At 45.8% G+C, this 25,245-nt stretch carries 24 protein-coding genes; 6 read left to right on the top strand and 18 right to left on the bottom strand.

Annotation, left to right across the window (positions count from 1 at the left end):
• Positions 1-109 precede the first annotated feature (109 nt).
• Together DYI25_RS14425 and DYI25_RS14420 are read right to left on the bottom strand one after the other, a co-directional pair.
• Complete coding sequence (locus tag DYI25_RS14425; RefSeq protein ID WP_213370087.1) at positions 110-1,345, bottom strand: efflux RND transporter periplasmic adaptor subunit; 1,236 nt, start codon at positions 1,343-1,345, stop codon at positions 110-112.
• Positions 1,346-1,359: 14 nt separating this feature from the next.
• Entirely contained in the window at positions 1,360-2,022 is a 663-nt protein-coding gene (locus tag DYI25_RS14420; RefSeq protein ID WP_213370085.1) for a hypothetical protein, read from the bottom strand.
• Between the two features lie 311 nt (positions 2,023-2,333).
• Between DYI25_RS14420 and DYI25_RS14415 the strand changes: the two genes are divergently transcribed.
• The 3 genes from DYI25_RS14415 (at position 2,334) to DYI25_RS14405 (ending at position 7,854) form a co-directional block, all read left to right on the top strand.
• Entirely contained in the window at positions 2,334-3,959 is a 1,626-nt protein-coding gene (locus tag DYI25_RS14415) for an SWIM zinc finger family protein (protein ID WP_213370083.1), read from the top strand.
• An 87-nt stretch (positions 3,960-4,046) separates the two neighbouring features.
• Complete coding sequence (locus tag DYI25_RS14410) at positions 4,047-6,872, top strand: DEAD/DEAH box helicase (RefSeq protein WP_213370081.1); 2,826 nt, start codon at positions 4,047-4,049, stop codon at positions 6,870-6,872.
• A 187-nt stretch (positions 6,873-7,059) separates the two neighbouring features.
• Positions 7,060-7,854 (top strand): hypothetical protein, encoded by a 795-nt coding sequence (locus DYI25_RS14405; protein WP_213370079.1) that lies wholly within the window; start codon positions 7,060-7,062, stop codon positions 7,852-7,854.
• An 80-nt stretch (positions 7,855-7,934) separates the two neighbouring features.
• Here the strand turns inward: DYI25_RS14405 and DYI25_RS14400 are convergent, their stop codons facing one another.
• From DYI25_RS14400 to ssb, 5 genes are all read right to left on the bottom strand, one after another.
• On the bottom strand, positions 7,935-10,577 hold the full coding sequence (locus DYI25_RS14400; RefSeq protein ID WP_213370076.1) for an Ig-like domain-containing protein: 2,643 nt from the start codon (positions 10,575-10,577) through the stop codon (positions 7,935-7,937).
• 114 nt (positions 10,578-10,691) lie between these two features.
• Positions 10,692-11,252, bottom strand: coding sequence for a hypothetical protein (locus DYI25_RS14395; protein WP_213370074.1), 561 nt, complete (start codon positions 11,250-11,252; stop codon positions 10,692-10,694).
• 105 nt (positions 11,253-11,357) lie between these two features.
• Positions 11,358-12,050 carry a hypothetical protein gene (locus tag DYI25_RS14390; protein ID WP_213370072.1) on the bottom strand — a complete coding sequence of 231 codons (693 nt, stop codon included), beginning with the start codon at positions 12,048-12,050 and terminating at the stop codon, positions 11,358-11,360.
• A gap of 264 nt (positions 12,051-12,314) precedes the next feature.
• On the bottom strand, positions 12,315-12,521 hold the full coding sequence (locus DYI25_RS14385) for a hypothetical protein (RefSeq protein WP_213371304.1): 207 nt from the start codon (positions 12,519-12,521) through the stop codon (positions 12,315-12,317).
• Entirely contained in the window at positions 12,514-12,912 is a 399-nt protein-coding gene (gene ssb, locus DYI25_RS14380; RefSeq protein ID WP_213370070.1) for a single-stranded DNA-binding protein, read from the bottom strand. Before ssb ends, DYI25_RS14385 begins: the two co-directional genes overlap by 8 nt.
• A 260-nt stretch (positions 12,913-13,172) precedes the next feature.
• On the opposite strand from ssb, the gene DYI25_RS14375 reads away from it, so the two are divergent.
• On the top strand, positions 13,173-13,607 hold the full coding sequence (locus tag DYI25_RS14375) for a YwpF-like family protein (RefSeq protein ID WP_213370068.1): 435 nt from the start codon (positions 13,173-13,175) through the stop codon (positions 13,605-13,607).
• Between the two features lie 76 nt (positions 13,608-13,683).
• Here the strand turns inward: DYI25_RS14375 and DYI25_RS14370 are convergent, their stop codons facing one another.
• From DYI25_RS14370 to spoIIID, 7 genes are all read right to left on the bottom strand, one after another.
• Complete coding sequence (locus DYI25_RS14370) at positions 13,684-13,971, bottom strand: hypothetical protein (protein WP_213370066.1); 288 nt, start codon at positions 13,969-13,971, stop codon at positions 13,684-13,686.
• Between the two features lie 228 nt (positions 13,972-14,199).
• Complete coding sequence (gene fabZ, locus DYI25_RS14365; protein WP_213370064.1) at positions 14,200-14,622, bottom strand: 3-hydroxyacyl-ACP dehydratase FabZ; 423 nt, start codon at positions 14,620-14,622, stop codon at positions 14,200-14,202.
• Between the two features lie 88 nt (positions 14,623-14,710).
• Complete coding sequence (locus DYI25_RS14360; protein WP_213370063.1) at positions 14,711-14,974, bottom strand: DNA-directed RNA polymerase subunit beta; 264 nt, start codon at positions 14,972-14,974, stop codon at positions 14,711-14,713.
• A 19-nt stretch (positions 14,975-14,993) separates the two neighbouring features.
• Entirely contained in the window at positions 14,994-15,842 is an 849-nt protein-coding gene (locus DYI25_RS14355) for a flagellar hook-basal body protein (RefSeq protein WP_213370062.1), read from the bottom strand.
• 59 nt (positions 15,843-15,901) lie between these two features.
• Positions 15,902-16,720, bottom strand: a complete 819-nt coding sequence (locus DYI25_RS14350) for a flagellar hook-basal body protein (RefSeq protein ID WP_213370060.1) — start codon at positions 16,718-16,720, stop codon at positions 15,902-15,904.
• Between the two features lie 328 nt (positions 16,721-17,048).
• The gene (locus DYI25_RS14345; protein WP_213370058.1) at positions 17,049-18,053 is read right to left on the bottom strand and encodes a rod shape-determining protein; all 1,005 of its coding nucleotides are present in this window, start codon (positions 18,051-18,053) and stop codon (positions 17,049-17,051) included.
• Between the two features lie 493 nt (positions 18,054-18,546).
• The gene (spoIIID, locus tag DYI25_RS14340) at positions 18,547-18,819 is read right to left on the bottom strand and encodes a sporulation transcriptional regulator SpoIIID (RefSeq protein WP_031307660.1); all 273 of its coding nucleotides are present in this window, start codon (positions 18,817-18,819) and stop codon (positions 18,547-18,549) included.
• 395 nt (positions 18,820-19,214) lie between these two features.
• Between spoIIID and DYI25_RS14335 the strand changes: the two genes are divergently transcribed.
• Complete coding sequence (locus DYI25_RS14335; protein WP_213370055.1) at positions 19,215-20,003, top strand: LysM peptidoglycan-binding domain-containing protein; 789 nt, start codon at positions 19,215-19,217, stop codon at positions 20,001-20,003.
• Between the two features lie 137 nt (positions 20,004-20,140).
• Here the strand turns inward: DYI25_RS14335 and DYI25_RS14330 are convergent, their stop codons facing one another.
• The 4 genes from DYI25_RS14330 to DYI25_RS14315 all read right to left on the bottom strand — a co-directional run bounded on the left by DYI25_RS14330 (position 20,141) and on the right by DYI25_RS14315 (position 24,854).
• The gene (locus DYI25_RS14330; protein WP_213370053.1) at positions 20,141-20,806 is read right to left on the bottom strand and encodes a 3'-5' exonuclease; all 666 of its coding nucleotides are present in this window, start codon (positions 20,804-20,806) and stop codon (positions 20,141-20,143) included.
• 180 nt (positions 20,807-20,986) lie between these two features.
• Entirely contained in the window at positions 20,987-22,861 is a 1,875-nt protein-coding gene (locus tag DYI25_RS14325; RefSeq protein WP_342032524.1) for a DUF294 nucleotidyltransferase-like domain-containing protein, read from the bottom strand.
• Positions 22,839-24,506, bottom strand: coding sequence for a sodium:solute symporter family protein (locus DYI25_RS14320; RefSeq protein WP_213370051.1), 1,668 nt, complete (start codon positions 24,504-24,506; stop codon positions 22,839-22,841). The genes DYI25_RS14325 and DYI25_RS14320 overlap by 23 nt, the downstream gene beginning before the upstream one ends.
• 45 nt (positions 24,507-24,551) lie before the next feature.
• Positions 24,552-24,854, bottom strand: a complete 303-nt coding sequence (locus DYI25_RS14315; RefSeq protein ID WP_213370049.1) for a DUF4212 domain-containing protein — start codon at positions 24,852-24,854, stop codon at positions 24,552-24,554.
• Between the two features lie 144 nt (positions 24,855-24,998).
• Between DYI25_RS14315 and DYI25_RS14310 the strand changes: the two genes are divergently transcribed.
• Entirely contained in the window at positions 24,999-25,193 is a 195-nt protein-coding gene (locus tag DYI25_RS14310; RefSeq protein WP_213370047.1) for a hypothetical protein, read from the top strand.
• Positions 25,194-25,245 lie beyond the last annotated feature (52 nt).

Genomic DNA, 25,245 nt, shown 5'->3' with positions numbered 1-25,245 from the left:
CCAATCAATCGGTAACGATAAGCCACTAATAAACAAAAAGGAACGTGTATAACGTTCCTTTTTACCTTTTTATAATTTCAACAAATTTCCGGGCAGTAACAGGCATCTGTCATTTAAAGAATCCCACCATTATATGCTTGAATATTGTGCGTTTGCTTTCATCCCTGAATGTCTTTTTCTTCAGTGAGTCAATGTTCAGCTTGCTGAAGAATGGGTTATTTTCTTCCTGGACGTTTTCTGGTTTTTGGACGACCAGCTCTCCCGGTTTGGCGCCTTTTTTAAGTTCGGTTTTGCCGCCAAGCTGCAGGCCTTTGCTGATCTTGCGCTTCTCGACTTCGCCTGTTTCATTCAGGACGTAAATATAACTGTTCTTCTTGCCCTTTTCAATGGCTTTTTCCGGTATTGTGGCAGCGTTCTTCACCTGGTCTGTGATGACACTGACCTCCACGTGAGATCCTTTGATGATCTTTTCCTCGGTCTCTTCATTTAGCGTAATTTCAAAAGGGTAATAGCTTTCTTTTTTCACGGACGGGTCTGTTTCCGGATAGTCGGCGATCTTGGTCAATGTGCCGGCAACCTTCCCCTTTAACAAGTCGGATTGTACGTACACTTTCATGCCTTCCTCAACCTTCTTCAAGTCCCGTTCGCTGAAAGTGCCTTCTACCTTCGGCTTGTCGGAAATGATGGTGACGATTGGATTTTTCAGTTCGTAATTGACCTGCTTTACTGTACCAGAGACTTCACTGTTCTTGCCAAGCTCATCGCTGCCTTCATACGAATCAATCAAATCTTCATATTTCTCAATCTCCGCTTCGACACGGCCTTTTTCGCGCTGCTTGTCATAGATTTCTTTTTCAATCGAGACGTTCATCAGGTCGTTCGAATCATTCCTGCTGCTGGACCCATCCCCAAATACAGGAGTACTGGTGCTGGACGTCGAGGCTGAAACACTTTGCAGGTAGGTCAGCTGCTTGATTTGGTCATCAATCAAATTCGATTCGGTGACCAGCTGGCTTTTTTCGGCTTCCAGCTTTGCTAAATCTTCGTCAATGTTGTTGGAGGAGTATTCATACAGCGGAGTACCATTGTCGACTTTATCGCCTTCTTTTACAAGGAAACCCTTGAACTCCCCATCGTCATCATTATAGTAAACCTGATGCTCGTCCTCGGGTATGACGACACCTGCTGCATGGAGCGTTTCCGTCAGGTTGTCCTTCCCGACGGCAGTCCATTTGTTGATGTAGGAGGAGCGCACCGCTTTGCTGTCATCCTTCAATGCCAAAAATAGGTTAGCTGATACGAAAATGATTCCTGCAGATGCCAGGATTGCGGTTTTCTTTTTCATCTGGTGCACCTCCCTTATAAAATCTTCTCAAATTGGACGAATGAAATCAGTGCCGAGAATAGCCAGAAAATCAGGTACAACCCAATGACTAGCAGCATGACGATTTTCGGATTTTTGCCAGTCAACATTTTCAAATACTTGTATTCTATGAAAATAGCCCATCCTTTAAAAATTGATATGGATGACAGGAAGTAAATGATGAAGTTATTATCCGTTATGTACTGCCCGATTGTCCCGAGCGCGAACGGCGACGACACCTGTGTCAGGCCCAGTGAAAGCGCGAACGGGATCTCGATTAATTTTTCCAGGAGGAAAATCGGCAGGACAAATAACTGGACTGCAAGGAATTTCTTTAGCTCCACATCTGACAGTGTCCAGAAGAACAATGACGGCAGGAATATCATGACTGCGCCAAAAACCAGCCCGAGCACGGTCTGGCCAGCCATGAACAGCAGCTTTTGCATTTCATATTCTTCCCGGGAGATGGATGTCAGTTTTTTTGATAGATATTCCGAGCCGATCCCGAAATAGGCGCTGATTCCGAAAATCAGGCCGCTTAGCAGGATGAGCAGGGCTGTGTTTTTCCACACGCCTGGTACATGCTCGGAATCCCTTAATTTATATGTATAATAATTGTAATTGAACAAGCCACGCAGCACTTCTATTCGGTTATTCATCGTGTGTCCCCCAGGTTAAGTCTTTGTCATCTCTATTTTAAATGAAAAATTTATATTATTAAAATAATATCTAAGTTTCTGTCATTCGTTCGACGATGATTTCCGTCTTTTTGTTTCACATTTTTTTAAAACACACATCCCCCTCCTCTAATGGCTCATTTTTGGGTATAATAGAAGAATATGTTTTTTCCGGTTTTAATAAAAGTTACTTATGACACGATTTTAGCATTGCCTGTTCAACAGGCTTGTCGAAATATGACATGATTTTGCAAAAAGTGAAAGAATGATGCTGTGGGAACGGGGGAATTGCTGTGGCTGTCATACCTGATAACCAGGCACCGATTTTTAAAGAAGCTGCCGCAAAACTGAATACGATGCTTAAGCCGGAAGTCGATGAAGACGCGCGCCTTGTCCAGAAGGGGCTTATGCTCTATCGCCAGGGGACGGTCCATCACCTGAAGTATATGGTGAGGTCGATTTGGGCGACGGTCCAGGACGTGACGCCGGTTCGTGTGTACATAAATGTTTCGGACCCTGAGGAGAGCAGCTGCACCTGCCCTGCTGGGTCGTTTTGCCGCCATCGTTTGGCCGCGTTTTTCCAGGCTTATGGTGATGTTGCGAGTGTTTCCGACTGGGTCGAAGCCTGGCGCAAGCCTGCGAAGGAGCAGCTGAATGCTGAAAAATGGGGACTTCAGCGCGCGAAGGATCTGGTGAAAAAGGATACTAGGACTGGGCATGATTATGATAGCTGGGCCGCTTCCTTTAGGGAGAGCTTCGAGGAAATTGTCAAGGGCCAGGGCGAACCGCGGGCTTATGTTGTCCCCGGATTGTTCCGTTCCTATATTCGCCGCGTCGAGGTTTCTGCTCCGCTGGAGGTCGTTTGGAAAAACCTTTATATGATCGCAGCATCGGTTCATTCCTTTAATTTGCTCACCGAACTGGCTCGCGAACTCGGACACGATGATGAGGCGACGATGGACCGGTATTACCGGCCGCTGTTCGAGGATCTGTTCAATGATGCCGAGGAATACATCGAACGCCTTGCATATGGAACGATGCCGTTTTCATTTGATGCGTTTTTGGAACGCCTAAAGGACGAAACGATTGGATTGACGGTGCCCGATGCTTCTGTTGGCTATGACAGGATTGACTTGTATCGGCTGCTGTGGGAAAAACTTTTTAAAAATGGCGGCTGGCGTGATGCCGAGCGGGCACGACTCGAAGCATTTGGCGATGGCAAGCGGGATCTGATTGAGGAAATTGCTCTGATTCATCAGCTTGTTTTAGCGAAGCAGGACGGAGACGCGATGAAGCGATTTAACTCTCTCCCAGTCAGTTCCCTTCCATATATGTTTTATTGGCTTGACGGCTTCCGCGTGCAGCGCGAGTGGAACCGGATGGGACCATTTATCGAATATCTTGTCCAGCAGCTGCGGAATTACCTGAAGCACTTGGGCGATTATTACACATGTAAAAAATTCACCCGATATGCGTTGAAGCTTGTTGGCGCTTATACCCGGGAAATCGGCCGAGGCGAGCTGTATGACCGGGCACTGGCACAAGCAATGCCATACAGCTTTTACGAATATGAAGATTCCTTGTTTGAAAAAAGCCAGTACGAACAATGGGGCGAATTGCAGTCTTACTTCGGCTTTGAATATAATTCGATCTCAAGCGAGCGGATTAAGATTCTACAGAAAGAAGCTCCTGAAGTCTTGATTCCGCTGTACCACCAGATGATCGGCGATTTAATTGAAATGAAAAACCGCAGCAGCTACAAGCAAGCCGCACGCCTGCTGAAAAAACTGCGTACAGTCTATAAAAAACTAAAACGCGTGCCAGAATGGGAAGAGTTTTTCGGGAAACTCCTAGTGCGGACAAAACGACTCCGCGCATTCCACGAAGAACTAACCAGAAGCAAGCTAATTGAGTTGTGAAGCAAGGGGACGTACCCTTTGCTCCTTTCGTTTAGCAAAACTAAGGAAGCGTAGGGTACGTCCCCATGCTCCCAAGGAGGTGCTTAGATGCTTGAGATTAAGCAGATTCATATAGATGTGATGCCGGTTGTGGGCGGGCGGTATTTTTTGAGTGCGGAGAATTTTGATGGTTTTGAGCTGAAAGCCTCTGAATGGAAGAAGCTGCTCTTTTTCCGCCATAAGGAGAGTTATTATGGAACGATGCTGGATGCTGACAAGTGGGGCGTTGCCGAGGGAGTGACTTTGAGTGCCTGGCAGCTTGTGACGCTATTTGGCGAGGAAAGCTTTAACCGGCTTGTTGAGTGGGAATGGGATGACCTTGGCGATATCTGCCTGTCAACAGCGCATGCGATTTATGATGCGATCCTTGCAAAGGAGTGGCATCCTGATTTTACTCAGCTTGATGGCGAGGATTTCCGCTGGAAACTTCCGGTGAGTGTGCTTGATGAGTTCCATGAGCCATTTTGGGAGGAAACTCTTAAGGTGAATGATGAGAAGCTGGCTGTGCGTGAGTTTGTGGCCGACCTGTTCCATCATTCGCTGGAGTCTTATTTCCATGAAAATGAGACGATGAAGTACCTGCTAGGCGATAAGCTTGATGTGCTGCGGAAAAAGCAGCTTTCTGCTTCGCAGCTGGCAGCTTATTTTGATGAGGATCGCTGGCTTGAGTGGATTGGCCTGAAGGAAAATCCTGCGCCGTTTTCGATTGGGATGCGTCTTGAGGAGCCAATGGACGATCTCGGTGACTGGAAGCTTGGTTTATTTTTGCGCGGCCAGGATGAACCTATGCTGATTGAAGCCCGTGACTATGAAAGCTACCCTGCTGGCTGGGACTTTTTTAGCGATAAGATTGTGGATGAAGAAAAGCGTTTGGCTGCGATTTTTCCTTGGATTGAGGAAGATGGCCGCCTGAAGTCTACCCTGACCGAGGATGAAGCCTGGATGTTTTTAACCGAGGCGAGCGAAACGCTGATTGCGCTCGGCATCGAGATCCTCCTTCCATCGTGGTGGGAAGCGATCAGGAATGCGAACCTGAAGGTGAAGGCACGCCTGAAGGGACAGACTGGCTATCGCCGCTCGTTTGTCGGCCTGAATGCGATGCTTGATTATGACTGGCGTTTTTCCATGAATGGTGTTGATTTGAGCGAGGATGACTTCCAGCGCCTTGTGAATGAAAAGCGACGGCTTGTGTATTTGAAGGGCCGCTGGATCAAGCTTGATCATGGATTCATCCGCCAGATTCAGGATTTGATGAAAAAGGCTGATAAGGAAGGCTTGCATATCCGCGACTTGCTGCAGCAGGAGCTTTCCGATGAGGAAGAAGATGGAGAAGGACTTGACGATCCGCGCGCGTTCGCGAAAATCCAGATCGAGCTGAACCGCCACTGGAAGCAGATGATGAAGCAGCTTTCTGAAACGAAGGAAATCCCGGATTTGCCGGTCCCTTCCGGCTTGCATGGTGAGCTGCGTCCGTACCAGAAGCTCGGCATGAACTGGCTGCTGTTTCTGCGGAAGTATGGCTTTGGTGCACTGCTTGCGGATGATATGGGTCTTGGAAAAACGATTCAGCTGATCTCTTATATACTGTCGGTAAAAGAACAGGAAAACGATGACCACCCGGCGTTGATCATCTGCCCGACTTCCGTGCTTGGCAACTGGCAAAAGGAAATTGAGCGCTTTGCTCCGGATTTGCGAGTCCATCTCCATTATGGGCCGAACCGAATGAAGGGCTCTAGTTTTACAGAAGAAGCCTTGAGCTCTGATATTGTGCTGACATCCTATGGTCTGACGCACCTGGATTTCGATGATTTGGAGTCCGTGGAATGGAGCAGCATCGCGATTGACGAGGCGCAGAATATCAAAAATGCCGATACGAAGCAGTCCCGTGCGGTAAGGAAACTTAATGGCAAGCACCATATCGCCCTGACCGGAACGCCGATGGAAAACCGGCTGTCTGAGCTGTGGTCGATTTTCGATTTCACGAATCGCGGCTACCTCGGCAGCGCCGGCCAGTTCCAGAAGCAGTTCATTTTACCAATTGAAAAAGAAGATACGAAGGAAAAAATTACTCAGCTGCAGTCATTGATCAAGCCATTCCTGCTGAGACGGACGAAGAAGGATGAAGATGTTGCACTGAACCTCCCGGATAAGGTGGAGCAGAAGGAATATTGTCCACTGTCGGCCGAACAAGCTTCGTTATACGAGCAACTCGTCAAGGATACTTTCGCGCAAATCGAAACCTTATCGAGCTTCGAGCGCAAAGGGTTAATTTTACAAATGTTGAGCCGGCTGAAGCAGCTATGCAACCACCCTGCTTTGTATTTGAAAGAGGAAAATCCGAAGCAGTTGATCGACCGGTCCGCGAAGATGGAGAAGATGATCGAGCTTGTGAGCGCTGTCCTCGAGCAGGAAGAAAGCTGCATCATTTTCACCCAGTACATCGGAATGGGCGAGATGATCCAGGCCGCTCTGAAAAAGAAATTCGGCATCGATGTCCCGTTCCTGAACGGCAGCCTGCCGAAGACAAAGCGAGATGAACTGATCACGAAGTTCCAGAACCGCGAGTTCCCTGTCTTCCTGCTATCACTGAAGGCCGGCGGTACGGGGCTCAATCTGACAGCAGCGAACCACGTTGTCCACTACGACCGCTGGTGGAACCCAGCCGTCGAGAACCAGGCAACCGACCGGGCATACCGCATCGGGCAAAGCCGCTTCGTGCACGTCCACAAACTGATCAGCACCGGAACACTAGAAGAAAAAATCGATGCGATGCTCGAAAAGAAACAATCGTTGAACGACCAGATCATCCAGAGCGACAGCTGGATCACCGAGCTATCAACTGATGAATTGCATGAGTTAGTGTTTTTGTCATAGAAGGAGCAAAGGGACGTACCCTTTGCTCCTTTCGTTTAGCGAAACGAAGGAAGCGCAGGGTACGTCCCCATGCTTATCGATCAAAGAAATTGTCGAATATTCTTTTGGTTTTGTTACTTTTTCCCATGTTATAGTTATATTGGATTAATCCAAATTTGACCAATTAAGTTTCGGGGGAATACTACAATTGAGAAGAATAATATTGCCACTTCTTGTACTAACAGCAGCTTTCTTTTATTTTTTTTATCTTAAACCGGACATAGTGCCCATATCTTCCGATTCGAAAGAAAAAGCAGACGTACCTACTAGCCTTGAATTTGATGTAAGAGGAGTCCATGTCCGCTTGTTGAACAGTGACGATCTTGAAATGGAGAAGCTAAAAGGACTTCAAATGGAGCTGGAACGGGAAATTGTCGAAATCCTGGAATTTGCCAATGGTGATATGCCTGTTGTCGATGTACTGACATTTAACGTTACCGCAAAAGATGGATACGAGTATATGTCTTCTGCCCTCTATTTTGATCCTGAGCTTGAAGCCGAGGAACATTTTTTTTATTACAATATAACCTCAAACCTATTTGAACAGTCCGCTTACAGAGGCCGCTTCACGGCTACTGGACTTGCTGCCTATTTCATTGATGGCCCGGAATACATTCATGAAATGTATTCTGACTATATAGATGTAGAGGTTGCAAGCATTGAGGGGTTGTTCAACGATTCCACCTTTGTGGATCATATTTATTATGGGTGGGATTCCACTTCCTATACAGAGGAAGATGTCGAGGTGGCCGATGCAACTTGGATGAAGATTGGGAGTTTTACCAGCTATCTAATTGACCAGTATGGTTCCTCGCTCTATTTTGAAATTTACGACAGCTCAGACATCAGCTTGGACTTCAAGAAAGTTTATGGAAAAACCATCACTGAAATGGAGAATGAGTGGAAAGAATACCTTTCAGTTAAGTATCCTGATTATTATTAGAGGAGCAAAGGGACGTACCCTTTGCTCCTTTCGTTTAGCGAAACGAAGGAAGCATAGGGTACGTCCCCATGCTTTCTCTCTTAGTACAGCCACACTCCACTAGAATTGAAGTAGTAGCGTTTGCCGCCAATCGTATTCCAGCCGGTAACCATGACTCCGCTGGCGTTGAGGTAATACCATTTGCCGCTGAGTTTGATCCAGCCTGTCTGCATGATGGCGCTGCTGTTGAAGTAGTACCATTTGCCTCCTAATTTGGCCCAGCCAGTTTGTCCTGCACCATCGGTTTTGAAGTAATACCATTTCGTGCTTACTTTTTGCCATCCGGTTTTTCTTGCGCCGTCCGCACTAAATAAGTACCATTTCCCGCCAACCGTGGCGAGACCTGTTTGCATTGCCCCGCTGGCCGGGAAGTAGTACACCTTGCCGCCATATGTCAGCCAGCCTACACGCATGGAGCCGTCTTGGTTCAAGTAATACCATGTCTTGCCTAGCTGCTTCCAGCCGATTTTCATTTTGCCGTCTGCTTCGAGGTAATACCATTTCCCGCCCCACAGCAGCCAGCCTGTTTTTAATATGCCGGTTCCTGGAACGTAGTAATACCAGTAGCCATCGGCAGCTTTATACCAGCCGTCGGGAGCTTTCCAGGTTACTGACACGATAACTTCCTCGCTGTAGTCGCCCTCATCATTGTTGGCAAGGAATGAAACCGTCGTCCCTTCTTTTAGCGGCCCGATTTTTAATTCAAAATATCCGTTTCCATCTGCCTTCACTACGTGGCGAACACCATCAATCTCGATGTTCACATACACATTCGGTGCGGTTTTGCCTTTTAAAATTGTGCTAAGAGTGTTGATTGGCTCGACTGTTAACGGCAGCGGATCAGGAAGGTCAATGACAGTAACCGTGACGCTGCCTGTATTACCAGCTTTATCAGCAGCTTTAATTACCAGCTGAACACCTGCAGGCTGGACTGGAATCGGGATCACAAAAGTCCCACCCTCATTTGCCGTGCCAGAGCCAATCACCGTTCCATTTTTTAAAACCTCGACAAAAGCTCCTGCCTCCGCATAGCCATAAACTTCGGTTGATTTCTCGGTTACGTATTTAGCCCAATCGATATTGACATAAGGAGCAGTAACGTCTTTAACCGTCATGATGACCTGCTCACTGACATTCCCGGCGAGATCTTCAGCGACAATATTAATGATAGAATCGCCTTTAAATGGCTGGTTAAATGTGATTGAAAAATAACCATTGCTATCTGCATAGGCAGAGAGAATCACTTGATCACCCTGCAGCAATATTACCCTGGAGCGCGGTTCTGCCGTTCCCTGGAGGGATGTCGACTGGTCCGTCACTTCACCTGAAGTGATCACCGGTGTTGCAGGCGGATGCTCATCCACGACTGTTACCCTTGTGATCTCACTTATGTTGCCCGCAGCATCAACCGCCTGAACTTCAATCACAGTTCCTGCTTTTTGCGGTGTTATTTCCAAAGAAAAATTGCCATTTTGGTCTGCGGTTCCGCTTTGTTCAACGCCGTTAATTTTGACGATTATCCTTGCGCCAGGCTCTGTACTGCCTTCAACCTTCGTTGCCTGGTCGTTCACCTTGTTTACCTGCGGTGCAGCTGGCCCAGTTGTATCGTCAACTGTTACTGTTGCTTCTGGACTGATTCTTCCATAGCTGTCTACCGCATATACAGTCAGGCCTGCTCCGCCTGGCTGTTTTGGAATTGCCACTGCATAAGCACCATCTGCCGTTGATATTCCTTCCCCGATCACGACACCGTCTATCGATACTTTTACCGTGGAGTCAGCATCGGTAAGCCCAGAAACCGCTGTATCTGACTCACCAACTTTATTGACAGTCGGCGCTTCAAGATTCCCATACAGAAGGCCATTATTGATTGGTTTATAAGCAATTGGCGAGTAGTTAAGGACAGCCGTTGAATAAAGTCTATCCTCCCTCGCACCGTCAAGGATTCGCCGCTTCATTAAGGAAGTGTCAGTTGTGCTCCAGTAGTTGTTCGCCCCATTGTATATAAGGCCTGCACCCTTCTCCACTTCTACAAAAAAGGTCGGGAATCCAAAAAAGTTATTCTCATTGATTGTGATATTAGGAGTTTTACAGTTCGGATCACTGCAGGACATCCTGATTGACGGATAATAGTCTTCTTTATTAAAAAATGTGTTCCTCTGTACCAGGATATTCGCCGTCCCATTATTCAGGGCGAGCCAGGCATTATCCCGGAAAAGATTATTTTCTATCAAAATGTTCGTAAATGGCGAACCAATATTGATATCCCCGCCGGAAAACTCATTGTTCTTCAGGACGACCTCCCGATACATTGAGGTTATGAGGAAGCCTCCATTTGTACGGCCAATGTTCGCATGTTCAATGTTGATGGAACTTCCCGCAAAATCAAAGCCTTTGAGGAGGACATTATTGATGGTGATTTTTTCCTCTGCCGTTCCCCGGGCAATGATTTTACCCTTTACATCAATCCATGAAGGGCTGCCATTATTGATAATTTCAACACCAGGCTCCACCGTTAATGTGACTCCCGGATAAACCGTGATGATACCAACCTTGTAGGGAGAACCCTCCTTTGTCCAGGTTGTATCCTCAGTGATATTACCTGGTACCGTCTCCGCAGCCGCCTGCTGCATGCCAAAAAACAATACGAAAAGAAAACCCATCACAGCAATGAACTTTTTCACACACACTTTCCTCTCGCAAAAAAAAATTACTAGCTTCCAAGATTATATTATATTTTTATAAAATGTAATATAATCCATTTTATGGTTTTTTCAAAAATGCCAGTCCCTGTACCTCTAATTATAATTAAAATGAAAAACATAATTTTTGTGCCCTGAAGGTGTGCCTAAATCGATTCTTCCCACAAAATAACCAGGCTCTTTGGGCAGTATTACAGTCTCCAGGTATTCATTCTCCAAATCCTTATATATCAACTTTATATCTGCAGGTCCCAAACTTTTGCCATCTTTTGTGTATCCACCAGATACCGTCCTTCGCACTCCCCTTGCAGGTCCCTCTTTAAACTCCAGCTCTCCGGACGGCATGATTTTTTTTATAGTAAGCTCTGAACCTATCTCAAATACAGCTGCCGTCTTTCCTTCAAGCGCTTCCTCCTCCGTTACATTTTCACATGAGCTCGGGCCAAATTCTGTTTCTTCCTCTTCTCCGCTCTCCTCTTTACACTGGCCGTATTCATACAGCTTTAACTTTTGGTCACCGACAGTGACAACGGGAAGGTAGGTTATATGCTCAAGATCTTTTTCCCGCTCCTTCGCCTCCAGCATTTGCTCGTATCCTATAAATACCGAAAATCCTGCTGCGGCTGCTATGCAAACTATTAAAAATACCCTTTTCATACAATGCCCCCTGTCAAAATATCTATAAGACATATTCGCAGGCGCCGGTTAAATCCCTTCCATAAATTTGAAAAAAAGCATAGGAATAACCCCATGCTTGTGTGTCTATTTAATATTGAAATGAAAGACGTAATTTTTGCTTCCTGTTGGTGTGCTGTTATCCAGTACCCCTGTGTAATATCCCGGTTCGCTTGGGAGTTTCATTGTTTCTATGTATTCTCCGTCTAATTCTTTAACCGTGGTAGCAATGTCGCCAGGCCCAAGGCTTTCGCCATCTCTGGATAGTGAGAAGCTGCCGATTCGTCTTACGCCGCCTGTCGGGGAATTTTTATCTTCGACTTCACCAGATGATTGAACATTTTTAATTTCAAGCTCAGCCCCTTGATCAAAGGTTGAAGCTGTTTTGCCTTTTAGTGCCTCTTCCTCCGTTACTCTAACACAGGAATCCTCTTCTTCATCTTTTTTTATACAATCACCAAATTCATATAGCTCAATTTTCTGGCCATCTACAGTAATCGTAGGAACATAATCTAAATATGACTGGTCTTTCTTCGCTTCTGCCTTCTCTTCTTTTGTCAGTTTTTTCGTCTCTTGATTTGGACCTTCGCTTTTCTCTTGCTCTGTATCTTCTTTCGCCTCTTGGCCAGGACCTTCGTTTGCCTCTTGTGTTTGATCTTGCTTTGCCTCGCCGTTTGCCGCTTGATTATTTCCCAGATTACCGGCCAGCATAATACCGACAAACACCAGCAAACCTGCAATTACAACCATACCAATCAAAGTTAACTTCTTCTTATCCACGACTGCCTCCTAATTTATAGATAATCATATACCTATTCGCCAATAACCGATAAAATCCTCCCAAAGAGCGGGCAGGAGTTCAGCCTCTTTAGTTTACCTAAATGCTGGCAGCTCGACAACCATTCTTAATAGAAAAAAACCGACTAAACAGCCGGCTTAAAAAATTGAGGGTGTATTGGAGATCGGGTTATTGAATTTCTCTCTCAAAGGTCCTTTGTGAGGTTTTTTCGAGGAAAATTCGTCAGTGTGCTTTTTTCTGCATTGTTATTTTCTCGCATATTCTTTTCTGCTGGAATTTGGTCTTGGAGGTTCGGCGATGAAGGAGTAGACGCGGTTGATTTGCAGTTCTTTGGAGGCGATTTCGAGCTGGCGGACACGCTTGGTGAGTTCGTCGACCTTCTCATTGTTTTTTCCAACCATTTTAATTAGGCTGACTAGCAGCCTTTCAATTGAATCAGCTTCATTATGCAAATGGAAGCTCCTCTCTTTGCGGCGGCGCTGGGGGAACATTTTGCTGGTGCGGTGTTTCCCTTGGGCTCGCCGGCTTTGAACTTAAAAACCTTACTCCCTCGGCCACGACTTCTGTCACATAGACACGTTTACCTTCCTGATTGTCATAATTCCTCGTCTGAATTCTTCCGGTCACACCGAGTACAGAACCTTTTTTACAGTAATTTGACGTGTTTTCTGCCGTTTTGCCCCAGAGGATGCAGTGGACAAAATCAGCCTCGATTTCCCCGCTGGCATTTTTATAATGCCGGTTCACCGCAAGTGTTATATTCGATACCGCTTTGCCGTCCGGTGTATACCTGAGCTCCGGGTCTCTCGTCAGCCTGCCTACCAACGTAACTTGATTGATCACCTTTTCATCTCCTTTCTCCTTGATAATCCGATGATATTCCTTTTTAGAGCTGCAGTAAAATATCAAAAATCCTTGTTTTGACTGTAAAAACTGCATCACATAAACGAGTTAACTCCAGATAATTGAATTTTTCACAATTCACATACTATCAAAAATGATTTTTACCAATTCAGAAATTTTTCTTTCGACAAACTGGCTTTTTTTCGTTTTCGATTCATCCTGTGTTATAATTTGGACAAGTATTACGGGAGGTGGTTGACATGAAGACGTTTAAGTTGATTTCAATGCAGCTTGCTGATGATGATGCTTTAGTGGATATCGATATGGAAGACGGCCTGATTATCAATAAAGAGGATGATAAAGGAACGTGGCTCGTCGAAGTTTTTACTAATCATAAATATATTCCCTATTTCCAGGATGCATGCGACAACGACAAAGAAATCATCGTCCAAGTCGTCATCACCAAACGAGAGAATGACCCGGCAGCTTTCGTGACAAAAGTTTGCTGCGTTAAGAAGCTGAAGACACATGCCAGCATCCTTTTAACAGGTAAGCTCACTAAACCGAAGAGCGATTATCCGGAAAAACTGCTGGAGTACCTGCTTGATAAAGGATACAAAGGCGAGGATTTACTTTCTGAATTCAAGGAAAAAATCATAACAAGGCCGCAGATTTTGCAGCCGAAAAAAGTGTAACAGAACTCCTGCTGACTGGCTGGAGTTTTTTTATGTGCAAAATAAATGGGCAGGATCACTCTCCTGCCCTTTTTCATTATTCATCCTTATTGTCTTCATCTTGCATGTCGATCTGATCTTCAATAATATCTTCTCCAGGCTCGTTGTCATCTTCCATCATGTCGCCATCATTTTCTGTGTTGATATCGTCATCACCGTTGTTATCATCGAGCATGTCATTGTCATTCATGTCGCCATTTTCATCAACTGGATTCTCGATATCCACATCATCATCTGGAGGAGGATCCTGGTCATTCGCACAGCCTGCAAGGAACATAGCCGATAGCAAGGAACCACCGATTAACATTAATAGCTTTTTCTTCATGAGTAAAAGCCCCTTTCATTAATAGGTATTTTGAGACCTGTTGCACGGGTCTGCTGTTATATTGCCCATCAATGAAAAAAACTTGCATGATTTTTTTGTTTTTTTTGTAAAAAATTACCCTGTAAAGATACCTAGTGGATATTGCCTAAAAAATGCGATTAATGCAATATCCACTTTATGAAATTGTTTTATAAAAAAAAGAACCCAAAATCAATTGGGTCCTCTACATTATTTAATCGCAAACGTAATCTCCGCTTCACAAGCCAACTCGCCGTCTACAGTCGCGACTGCTTTTCCTTTACCAATCGGTCCGCGCAGCTTGATCATCTCAACTTCCAGCCTAAGCTGGTCGCCTGGTTTTACCTGTCTTTTAAAGCGGCAATTGTCGATGCCGGCGAAAAAGCCGATTTTGCCGCGGTTCTCTTCAAGTTTCAACACGGCAACTGCTCCGACCTGAGCCAGTGCTTCCACGATCAGCACACCAGGCATGACCGGGTAATCAGGGAAATGCCCGTTGAAGAATTCTTCGTTCGCAGTAACATTCTTGATGCCGACTGCCCTTTTTCCTTCTTCGATTTCCAGAATTTTATCAACGAGTAAAAATGGATAGCGGTGCGGGATGATTTCTTTGATTTGGGTGATGTCCATCATTTTTTAGTACCTCCTACTAACACTTACTAACCATTGTACTAAAAAACCCAAATAAAAAGGAAGGGAAATCTCCCTTCCTTCCGAAAAATTATTCTCCATTTACCAGATCTATAATATGAGTCCAAGTTGACTTCTCAAAAACATCCATTGCTTTGCCTCCGCCCATAACTGCATAGCCGAACATGGCGCCAAGCACAATGCTCGCAGCTAAAAGAACGAGCACAATAATAATCCGAAGCCAGATCGGAATAAGGCGAACCCGGATTCTTTTCTTTTTTTCGCGTGTTTTTTTCTTTTCCTTTTTCACTTCTTCACGCGTTATTGCTTCTTGATTATTCTTGTTCAAAGCCATTTTGATTGTTCTTCCCCTCTTAACGGATTCCGTTCACTAGTCCGAGCATTTGGTCGGCCAGTGTAATCGATTTCGAGTGGAACTGGTAGCTCCGCTGTACATTGATTAAATCCGTCATTTCTTTGCTCATATCTACATTCGATTGTTCGAGCTCACCTTGCTGGATGGCGATTTGATTCCTCAAAGGGCCAATTAGGTTAGTCATTACCTCTTCCTCGGTTACCCCAAGCTCAGCCAGGTTGTCTGGCAACCCAAGCAGATTCGCCCCTTTTTGCTCTAAAAATTGAGGCTTATTAATCAATATTACACCAAGATTCACTTCTTGGCTTGTCCCATCGTACATTTCTGCTGTTAAAAGACCTGATTTATTAATATTAAAGTTTTTCACATTACCGGTTATTGTGATTGGCTGGTTGTTCTCATCAAGGATAGCATGTCCATCGCTATTGACAAGCATTGATTCATTATCAGTAAGCGGCGACAGGTAAAGTGCACCATTGCGAGTCAGCCTCATCGCTGAGCTGCCATCTTCATTCTGGACCATCACCCGGTAAAATTGGCCTTCTGCCGTAAATGCAGTATCAAGCGCACGGCCAGTTGATTTTAGGCTGCCCTGGGAAAGGGTCAGCTGAATTTGACCCAGCCTTGCACCTGTACCCTGACGAATGTTAAAAGGAGTCATTCGGTTCTGCGGCTCCAAAGCATTATTCGGCTGATTCCGGTATTCCTGCACAAGCAGGTCGGTAAAAGACGCTTCACGGCGTTTGTATCCAGCCGTATCAATATTCGCAAGATTGTTGCTGATCAGGTCCATCTGCTTTTGCAGCTGGGATAATGTATTAGTCGCGGTAATCATTGTTCTGTTCATATTTTATACCTCAATGCGTGCCAGAGCCAGGCACGGGATATTTTTGTCCAAAATTCAGATTATAACCGTCCAATTTCGTTCGCTGCCTTTTCCATGCTTTTATCATAAGCCTGAAGAATCTTTTGGTTCGCTTCGAAAGCTCGATAAGCTGACATCATGTCGGTCATCGTCTTGCTGATATCGACGTTGGATTGCTCCAGGAAACCCTGTTGCGTCCTGAACTGAACGCCAGCTGTGCCAAAAGCAGTCGGCAACTCGCCGCCATCTTCTGTACGGAAAAGTCCGTCGCCTTCTTTTATCATCCGCAGCGGATTGTTTGCATAGGCAACACCAAGAGTTGCGCTTTCTCCATTTTCTCCTGTCAGGACACCGCCCTCATTGACGGTAAAACGGTCGCTCGAGAGCTGGATCTGCCGGCCTGCTGAATCCAGCACATAGTGGCCGCTGCCGGTCGTCAAATATCCCTGCGCATCAATCGTGAAGTTTCCATTCCTTGTATAACGAACTGTACCATCCATGTTGCGCACTGTAAAAAATACTGAACCATTTTCGGGCATATTTATATCGAGCAATGCCACATCCGTCTTACGTGCAGTTTCGCGCAAATCCCCCTGGATGAATTTCGGAATTGCTTCTTGCATGTATACACCTGTATTGATCGTGCCAATTTCTTTGGCAAACGGCAAATTCAGGCCTTTCTCCGTCGGAATTTGCTGCTTGTCAAATCGCTGGAGCAGCATATCCGGGAACGCCCTCATTCCCGCCTGGTCTGCCTTATAGCCTGGCGTATTGGCATTGGACATATTATTCGTCAGCATTTCCGTCCTGCGCTGCTGCGCAAGCATACCGGAAGCTACTGTGTAAAATCCTCTGAACATGTTTCCACCTCTTACGAAAAGCGCAAGCGCCTTGGTCAGCCCCGACAAGCGCTGGAGGTCCGACGAGTGAAGTCGTTCTTTGACTTCATTGGGCGGACCGAAGCGACCTCGAGGGGCTAGGCGCTGGAGCTAGACAGTTATCTAAGTCAAAAATCTATAACAGGAAATTTTTTCACTACTTTCTATTATAAGAAATATATCGGCAATAAACATTAAAAATTTGCAGGAAAATGTAGGATTTTGGGTTTTATTCCAGAAAAAAAGGGTAAAAAGTAAAAAAATCTGGAAATCCCCCGGCACTTACACCCAAGAAATTCCAGATTTTATTTTAGACGATTCTGCGGCGACCTGCGATACGGTCGATATTATCAAGCATAATACCAGTGCCGATTGCAACACAATCCATTGGGTTATCGGCAATCAATACTGGCACTTTCAATTCTTCCTGCATCAGCTGATCGATTCCGTGAAGCAATGCTCCTCCGCCAGTCAGGATGACGCCTCGGTCAATGATGTCAGCGGACAATTCAGGCGGAGTCTTTTCCAGCACTGTTTTTGCCGCCTGGACGATGACTGCAACTGATTCTCTCAAAGCTTTTTCAATTTCTTCAGAACGCACTGTAATTGTGCGTGGAAGACCGGATACCATATCACGGCCGCGAATTTCCATTTCCTCGCTGCGGCTGCCCGGGAAAACAGTACCGATTTGGATCTTGATATTTTCAGCTGTTCTCTCACCGATTAACAGCTTATATTCACGTTTAATATAATTTAAAATTTCAGCATCAAACTTGTCGCCAGCCATTTTAATCGATTGAGATGTAACGATGTCTCCCATTGATAGGACCGCTACATCAGTCGTTCCACCGCCAATGTCAACAACCATGTTCCCGCTAGGCTGGAAAATATCCATGCCTGCGCCGATTGCCGCAACCTTAGGCTCTTCTTCAAGGTAAACCTTCTTGCCGCCGCTCTTTTCAGCAGCTTCCCTGATTGCTTTCTGCTCAACGCTCGTGATGTTTGTTGGACAGCAAATCAGGATGCGCGGCTTGGACAGAAAGCCCTTTACATTCAATTTATTGATAAAATGTTTAAGCATAGATTCCGTAACGTCGAAATCAGCAATAACTCCATCTTTCAACGGACGGATCGCTACGATATTGCCAGGTGTACGCCCAACCATTTTGCGAGCCTCTTCCCCAACAGCCAAAACCTTGTTAGTGTTCTTATCGATCGCCACAACAGACGGTTCATTCAAAACAATTCCTCGACCTTTAACATGGATCAACACATTGGCCGTACCAAGGTCAATCCCGATATCCCTTGCAAACATTTTGCTTTTTCCTCCTTGACAAATGGCTGGCTGCGGCTGATTAAGCCTCGTTATCTCTGCTGACGAAAAGCCTCATCTATGTAAAAATAGATCACGATGTCCGAGATTACACAGACGCTGCCGCAATCTGCGAACCATATTCTACCCTAATTGTTTATTTTATCACAATGATAGGAAATAAGTAACTGCATGATGAAAAATTTGATATAATTTGTTGAATTTTGCTTTGGTCAGTTCTTCCAATTTCCAAGTCAGCAATGGAGGCTGACTACATTGGCCTGGAACATTTTCACAACGAAGAATGAAGGCTTGTCCCTTTTTCCCCATAATAAAAAGGCGGCAGCCTCCGCTATGTATAAAAGCAGAATCATACACGCCTTCTGTGGCGATGCCCGGCTTTTCTGGATCTAAGCTGGGCATTTTCCATTCTTATGTTGGCAATGATCACACAGCTGAATTACGGTCCCTCCAATCTGTTTGTTTCAAACTTTTTTCACTTAACCGGCTCTTCTTCCCTTTCCTCTTTGCGGTATTTCATCTTTGTGGCTTCCCCACCCCTCAGGTGACGGATTGATTTATGATAATCAAGAATTTCTTTTACTTCATTGGCAAGGTCAGGGTTGATCTCAGGCAATCTTTCTGTCAGGTCTTTATGGACTGTACTTTTGGATACGCCAAACTCCTTCGCTATGACGCGAACTGTTTTTCTCGTCTCCACGATATACTTTCCAATCTTGATTGTTCTCTCTTTGATGTAATCGTGCACACCACTCGCCCTCCCTAAATTGGATGTGAGAAGTGTGAAATGAGACTCGCTTTTATCGGCCAATACTGCATCCCGCAATAAACTTTCCGTTGCGGCAGAAGGTTGACCCTTCTGGATATTACTAAGATTAATCATGTCCCCGGCTGAATTCTCATATTGTTCAAACGACTCCTCACCTCAAACACTCTCTTTGTCAGGTTTGTAACATTTTATTAGCTTGGTTGAGGATATATGCACGAAAAAAGCAATAGGGACAAGGTATTGTAAAGTTTTTTGAAAAATACAACTATTTTAGAGGAGAAAAACTTTCCTATATACCCATTATTATGTACATAAAAACCTGTTTTTTATCGAATTTCTGTAAAGGAGTTTATTTTTATTGGGGGAGAAGCGACTTGATTACCTACAGACAAACGAGAAAACAGAGAATCAGAGAACAAAAGCGCAAGATGCAATTGCAGCGAAATAAAGAACTGATTGGCATAGCAGTAGCCGGATCGGTTGCAGCAGGGCTTCTGTTTGGAATTGGCCAAAAGGATACAGATGCGATCGGATCCTTTTATACGGTGAAAAAAGGAGATACTTTATACAGCCTGGCGAAGCAATTCGATACCTCCGTGGAAATGCTGCAGGAAGTGAACTCACTGCCTTCAGACTTTATTAAAGCTGGACAGCAGCTTGAGGTTCCCGTGGAGACTGAAGCGGGGATTTATATTGTAAAAAAAGGAGACACCCTGTACTCCCTAGCGAAAAAATACCGGGTAACCGTTGTAGATTTGAAAAAGGAAAATAAATTGGTCAATGATTCCATTTATGTTGGACAGGCCCTGTCGGTACCAACTCACATTTACGATACAAGTGAAGGAATATATGTAGTTAACGCTGGAGACACACTGTTCAACATCTCCCAGCGTTTTGATGTAAATCTGAAAGAATTAAAGCAAACTAACGGTTTGAAGGAAGACATGGTGCTGATCGGCCAGCAGCTGGTTATTCCAGGGGAAATTGAAATCATGGAAGCTACTGTTACCGGGGCAGCGGATAATTTTACCGTTGAGTTTGAGACAGACGGTGAAGCGGTTCCTTTGAAGGTTTCCTATAAGGCAGCTCGGAAGTATGAGGAGCTGGCGGGACAGCGAGTTCTTGTTTCTTTTAAGAATGATGCTTTGATTAATATTCAATAACGACGGAAAACCCGCGGCTTTTTGCCTCGGGTCTTTCTTTCGTCCTTAAATATCGCTTGAAACATGGTTTTAAGCACAATCGCCAAGTCACATATCGCTGGCCGATACGCCTCGTATGAAACCTCTCTAATACCCCACTAAAACTGCATCGACCGCATCTGGCTGTCAGTCGCTTTGATCAGCTCGCCCCATGTGGAGTGCCCCCGATCCTTGAACTGCTGCAGTAGTTCGGTGAATAGATACGCTGTTGTCAATGCGTCCCCTATAGCACTGTGTCGGTCATAAATTCTCGTGCCAAATGCCATTGCATATCGCTCAAGATCGCGCATATCGTAGGACGGGGCAATAAAGCCGATCAGGTCCAGCGTATCGATGGTGAACAGCTTTTTCAGCGCCAGTTTCTCCCGCTTTAGTTCGCTTTTCAGCACGAGGTGATCGAAGCCGACATAGTGTCCGACAAGGCATACGGCCTCGTGTGACTCAATGTAGTCAAAAAAGTCTTGAATAGCCTCTGATGCCACAGGCGCTCCCGAAACTTTATCATTCGTAATCGATGTGAGCTCGATTATTTCCCGAGAAATTTGTCGCTGAGGATTCACATATGTCTGAAACCGGTCATTTTCCATCACCTTCAGCCTATTTACCGGAACCGCACCAATTTCAATGAGCCGGTCGGTGGTCGCCACCTGGAATCCCGTCGTCTCCGTGTCGAAAACAATAAAAGTAAGATCATCGATTAAAGTCGATAAAGGAATCTTTTCGTACATAAGCGGGCAGGAAATATTCTTCCGTTGAAAAAACATGCCAGCCTCCTTTCACTGTGTCTGTCACCATTCAGATTTTGCCGAACTCAACACCAGTGACGTTTTCCGCCAAGTGGGTGAGTTACTGCATTGCCTGCCATCGCACAATTTATTCAATTCACTTGCTAGTGATCTTTAGTAGCAAGGTGCCATCCATCCCCCGAATCTTCCCGGAACACATTATACCGAGAATCTAGCAAAAACCATTCCCTGGAGTTCGCGGAGTGTTCGCAGGCTTAATATGAGTTCGTCTTTTTGCCTGGTGGACATTGTTGCAAAAGATAGAACGGTGGATCCCCCGGAATTCCCCCATTTTTGCCTGATATAAAGGTCTAGCACGTGGCTGAAGGCTTCTTTCAGGTCCTCTGTGAATCCTTCGGTAAAGATACCCTTCTCTTCTAATCTAGCGATTTTTTCAAGTGGTGTTCCCGGGATTCCTCCATAATAAAGCGAGAGAATCTGCAGGCTGTGATGGAAGGGGAATAAGATTTCTTTTTTCATGTCGATGCTCTTCCGGCCGAGCTTGAACAATGCACGGATTGGTTCATCCAGGGTCGGGATTTCCTGCTCCCTTTCGGCCTGGACCATCCTATAAAGGAAGATTTTTGAGCGTTCGAGAAGTTCGGTGATTTTTGTTTCGAATTCATCGTTAAGTTGTTCGCTCCCAGCGGCGAATCGATAGGAAAAAAAGTTTTGCGCCAGCAGAAGGTTTTCATTCGTGGATTGGAGCATCCACTTCCTGACGCGCTCCTGCCACTGCAGCACGGTCCCACGCCAATGCTCCTCACTTGACATCATCAAGCCCTTGCAGCGGGCATAGCCGGCTGCCTCGAGCCTTGTAGTGATCTCTGCACCTAATTTTTCAAAGTAGCCATGCTCTCTCGTTTCCTCATACACAAGGAAATGATCCTGGTCCGTCAGCATGAACTGCTCGCCGCGCCCTGCAGAACCCATCAGATAGAACGCAAAGGGAACCGGAGGCGCCCCTAGTGCCGCAATCGATAACTCTACCGCCCTTCCTATTAACCTGTCATATAGTTTCGTCACAATATCAAGCAAAACAAAAGCAGGAACACGGTCTCGCAGCAGTGTATCGGTAATTTCATAGATTGCTGTTTTGACCTCTGGCAGGCTCGCTTCATCTGCACCCTCGATTTTCTTGATCGTCCTCATTACACTGTCATTCTTTTTCCGAAGCAAATCGGTCAGTGTGACAATTCCGGATACCTTCCCGTCGTCCACCACAGGAAGATGTTTAATCCCCTTCAAGAGAATTTCTGAAAAAGCGTCATAATAATAGGCTAACCTGGAAATCGTTACTGGATTCTCCGTCATTACCAGCCTGGAGGGCTTATCAAACGATAACCCCTTTGCCACCACCCGGCCAACGATATCCCTTTCGGTAATAATTCCTTTTAAATCGCCGCCCTCCATCACCAGCACCGAGCTGGTTTTACCCTCAACCATTCTTTGGGCAGCTTCCTGAATACTCTCGTCCGGGGCAACGGATGCTATTTTATCCGACATCAAATCCTGGACTCTCGCTAATATCGTCTCACCCTCACCGATCCCCTTCGCCATCTTTACCTGCTCGGCAAGCGATCCATAGACATCCTTCAGCCTGATTGATACCTGGGTCAATAAATAATCATGGACGTTTTGATCGTCCCATCTTTTTGCAAGCACAGTAAATGGAATGAGCAGTGCCTGTACATCTTCTACTGCTCTTACTTCAACTGTCGTCTGTGTTTTTTTCGCAAGGCCGAGAAAATCTGCAAGACTAGAGAAACCCACAATCTCACCTTTTTGAATACACTCAAGAACTTCTTCCTGCCCAGCGGCATTTTTCACGAACACCTCGGCGATTCCCTGTAAAATCAGCAAAAGCCCCTGGCGTGGTGTGTCCGCTTGGAGCATCATTTCTTTTCTTCCATAAGTGATAGCTTCACATTCCTCGACAAGGGAAAGGGCTGTGCGTTCATCCACCCCCTGGAACAGGGGATGGAACTGCACAGCCTTCCAGATTTCCTTATTAAGCTTTTGTTCCATCATCATTCATCCAAACTTCACCGTTCTTATATGACATCTGTTCAGGATAGCGAAGGTCGAGGACTTCTTCCTGAATTTTTTGCGATGGAGCCTGAGTTGCAAGGGAAACGATGACGTTTGCAAGAATCGCCGCCGATGCACCGAATACTCCAGCACCGGTGTCAATGATGCCAAGTATCGTGAAGCCGCCATATTTTGCCGCGAAAATGTATGCCAATGTCACTCCAAGACCGACGAGCATACCTGCAATCACACCTTGAGAATTTGAACGCTTCCACCATACACCAAGGATCAGTGCCGGGAAGAATGTTCCACTGGCGAGCGCAAACGCCCAGGCAACGATTTGCGTGATGGCACCTGGAGGATCCAGGGCAACCAGACCAGCAAATACTGTAGCAACAACAATTGAAATACGCGCCACATTCAGGCGGGTTTTTTCCGTAGCATTTGGCTTCATGACACGGTAGTAGATGTCATGTGCAAAAGCGGAAGAAATCGCAATCATCAAGCCCCCGGCTGTAGAAAGGGCCGCAGCCATAGCGCCTGCCGCTACAAGGCCGATGACGAAAACACCAAGGTTAGCGATTTCAGGTGTCGCCATAACGACGATATCGTTGGAGATGATCAATTCACTCCACTGAAGGATTCCATCGCCATTTCCGTCGGCAACTTGAAGCTTTCCAGTATCGACCCAGGATTTCGTCCAGGCAGGAAGCTCGCTGATTTTGCTGCCGGCAACCTTTGTCATTAGGATGAAGCGCGAGAACGCCGCATACGCAGGAGCAGACAGGTAAAGCAAGCCGATGAAAAGAAGTGCCCATGCACCTGACCAGCGAGCAGCTTTCATCGTTGAAACTGTATAGAAGCGGACGATTACGTGCGGAAGCCCCGCCGTACCGGCCATCAATGTAAACATCAGGGCAAGGAACTGCCACTTTGTGCCGTTCGTGAATGGTGCGAAGTATTCAGAAATGCCTAGTTCACGGTCAAGTTCACCCATTTTTCCGACCAGCTCACCGTAAGAAAGCCACGGAAGCGCGCTGTTCGTAAGCTGCAATGACATGAAAATAACCGGAATCAAGTACGCAATGATCAATATGATATACTGGGCAACCTGTGTCCAGGTGATTCCCTTCATACCGCCGAAAGCAGCATATGTTGCGATCAAAACCACACCGATCATCGTGCCAAGCTTCGCATCGATTTCGAACAGTCGCCCGATTACCACACCGGAACCGGAAAGCTGCCCGATCGAATAGGTGAAGCTGATGATGATCGTTGAGATCGCCGCAATGACGCGCGCAGTGTGGCTGTTGTATCGGTCGCCGATAAATTCAGGAACCGTGTATCGCCCATACTTCCGCAGCTGTGGCGCAAGCAGGAAAGTCAGGAGCAAATAGCCGCCCGTCCAGCCCATGATATAAGCGAGGCCATCATAGCCCAGCAGCATAATCGTACCCGCCAGACCGATGAAGGAAGCGGCACTCATCCAGTCAGCGCCAATCGCCATCCCGTTGAAAATTGGCGGTACGCCGCGGCTTGCAACGTAGAAGTCAGACGTTTGCTTAGCCGTATTGTAAATCGCTATCCCGATATACAAAGCAAATGTAGCTAAAATAATAGATAATGAGACCAAGAATTGTGTATCCAAAGTTCTCCCCCTTATTCAAAAGCTTCTTTTTTACATCCCCCAAAACTAATGGTCGAGACTCTTTCCTTCGCTCAAACGGACATTCTTCTCCTCATCGATTCCATACTTCTTGTCGATGTTATCGCTAAGCTTTGCATTGACAAACAGCAGGATAATGAACGTGACTATCGCCCCCTGCGCTCCCATGAAGTAGTGGAATGGGAAACCTCCAATCGAAATCTCGCTTAGCGGCTCTGCGATCATCACTGCCCCAAACGAAACAAGGAACCAGACGGCAAAATAAATGATCATGTTACGGGTTCTTTCACGGAAATACGCGTCAGCAACTGACTTATCAATTTTCTTCACATTTACACCCCTTTGGTTTTGCTAATCCCCTTTGTATAATCCTTCATGAATAGACGGACACAGCTTAACAATGTAAAAGCTTTCCCCACTCCTTTTTTATGGATTTGAATATATGAACCTTGCGCCGGGCAAGGTTGATACCTATTGCAGACATTACTGGTTGGATTAACTCAGGCTGAAGATGAATTTTACCGTTTCGAAAAATGGAGCGGGAACCATGATGATCTGGATGAGGAAGTAGAGAAATATGCTAAGGAACGGGATTGCCAGGAAAATTACCTTATTTTTCTTCAATCCCAAGAAAAGACTTATGCCGGTAATAACCAGCAGGCCGATTAAAATAATCACGTTGATTCCTCCTGTGTAATAAATTGTGTTGCATATATGTGAA

Origin of the sequence: Mesobacillus boroniphilus (genome assembly GCF_018424685.1) — a bacterium.
GTDB lineage: Bacteria > Bacillota > Bacilli > Bacillales > Cytobacillaceae > Mesobacillus > Mesobacillus boroniphilus_A.
Note: the sequence above shows the minus strand (reverse complement) of the source record. Positions and strands in the feature narration are given on the sequence as shown.

What these genes read in the sequence shown, in the direction of transcription:
- fabZ (WP_213370064.1), bottom strand. Translation starts at nt 14,622, where the DNA reads ATGATGGACATCACCCAAATCAAAGAAATCATCCCGCACCGCTATCCA.
- DYI25_RS14325 (WP_342032524.1), bottom strand. Translation starts at nt 22,861, where the DNA reads ATGATGATGGAACAAAAGCTTAATAAGGAAATCTGGAAGGCTGTGCAG.
- DYI25_RS14350 (WP_213370060.1), bottom strand. Translation starts at nt 16,720, where the DNA reads ATGTTCAGAGGATTTTACACAGTAGCTTCCGGTATGCTTGCGCAGCAG.
- DYI25_RS14410 (WP_213370081.1), top strand. Translation starts at nt 4,047, where the DNA reads ATGCTTGAGATTAAGCAGATTCATATAGATGTGATGCCGGTTGTGGGC.
- DYI25_RS14425 (WP_213370087.1), bottom strand. Translation starts at nt 1,345, where the DNA reads ATGAAAAAGAAAACCGCAATCCTGGCATCTGCAGGAATCATTTTCGTA.
- DYI25_RS14370 (WP_213370066.1), bottom strand. Translation starts at nt 13,971, where the DNA reads ATGAAGAAAAAGCTATTAATGTTAATCGGTGGTTCCTTGCTATCGGCT.
- DYI25_RS14395 (WP_213370074.1), bottom strand. Translation starts at nt 11,252, where the DNA reads ATGAAAAGGGTATTTTTAATAGTTTGCATAGCAGCCGCAGCAGGATTT.
- DYI25_RS14355 (WP_213370062.1), bottom strand. Translation starts at nt 15,842, where the DNA reads ATGAACAGAACAATGATTACCGCGACTAATACATTATCCCAGCTGCAA.
- DYI25_RS14345 (WP_213370058.1), bottom strand. Translation starts at nt 18,053, where the DNA reads ATGTTTGCAAGGGATATCGGGATTGACCTTGGTACGGCCAATGTGTTG.
- DYI25_RS14360 (WP_213370063.1), bottom strand. Translation starts at nt 14,974, where the DNA reads ATGGCTTTGAACAAGAATAATCAAGAAGCAATAACGCGTGAAGAAGTG.
- DYI25_RS14375 (WP_213370068.1), top strand. Translation starts at nt 13,173, where the DNA reads ATGAAGACGTTTAAGTTGATTTCAATGCAGCTTGCTGATGATGATGCT.
- DYI25_RS14420 (WP_213370085.1), bottom strand. Translation starts at nt 2,022, where the DNA reads ATGAATAACCGAATAGAAGTGCTGCGTGGCTTGTTCAATTACAATTAT.
- DYI25_RS14330 (WP_213370053.1), bottom strand. Translation starts at nt 20,806, where the DNA reads ATGTTTTTTCAACGGAAGAATATTTCCTGCCCGCTTATGTACGAAAAG.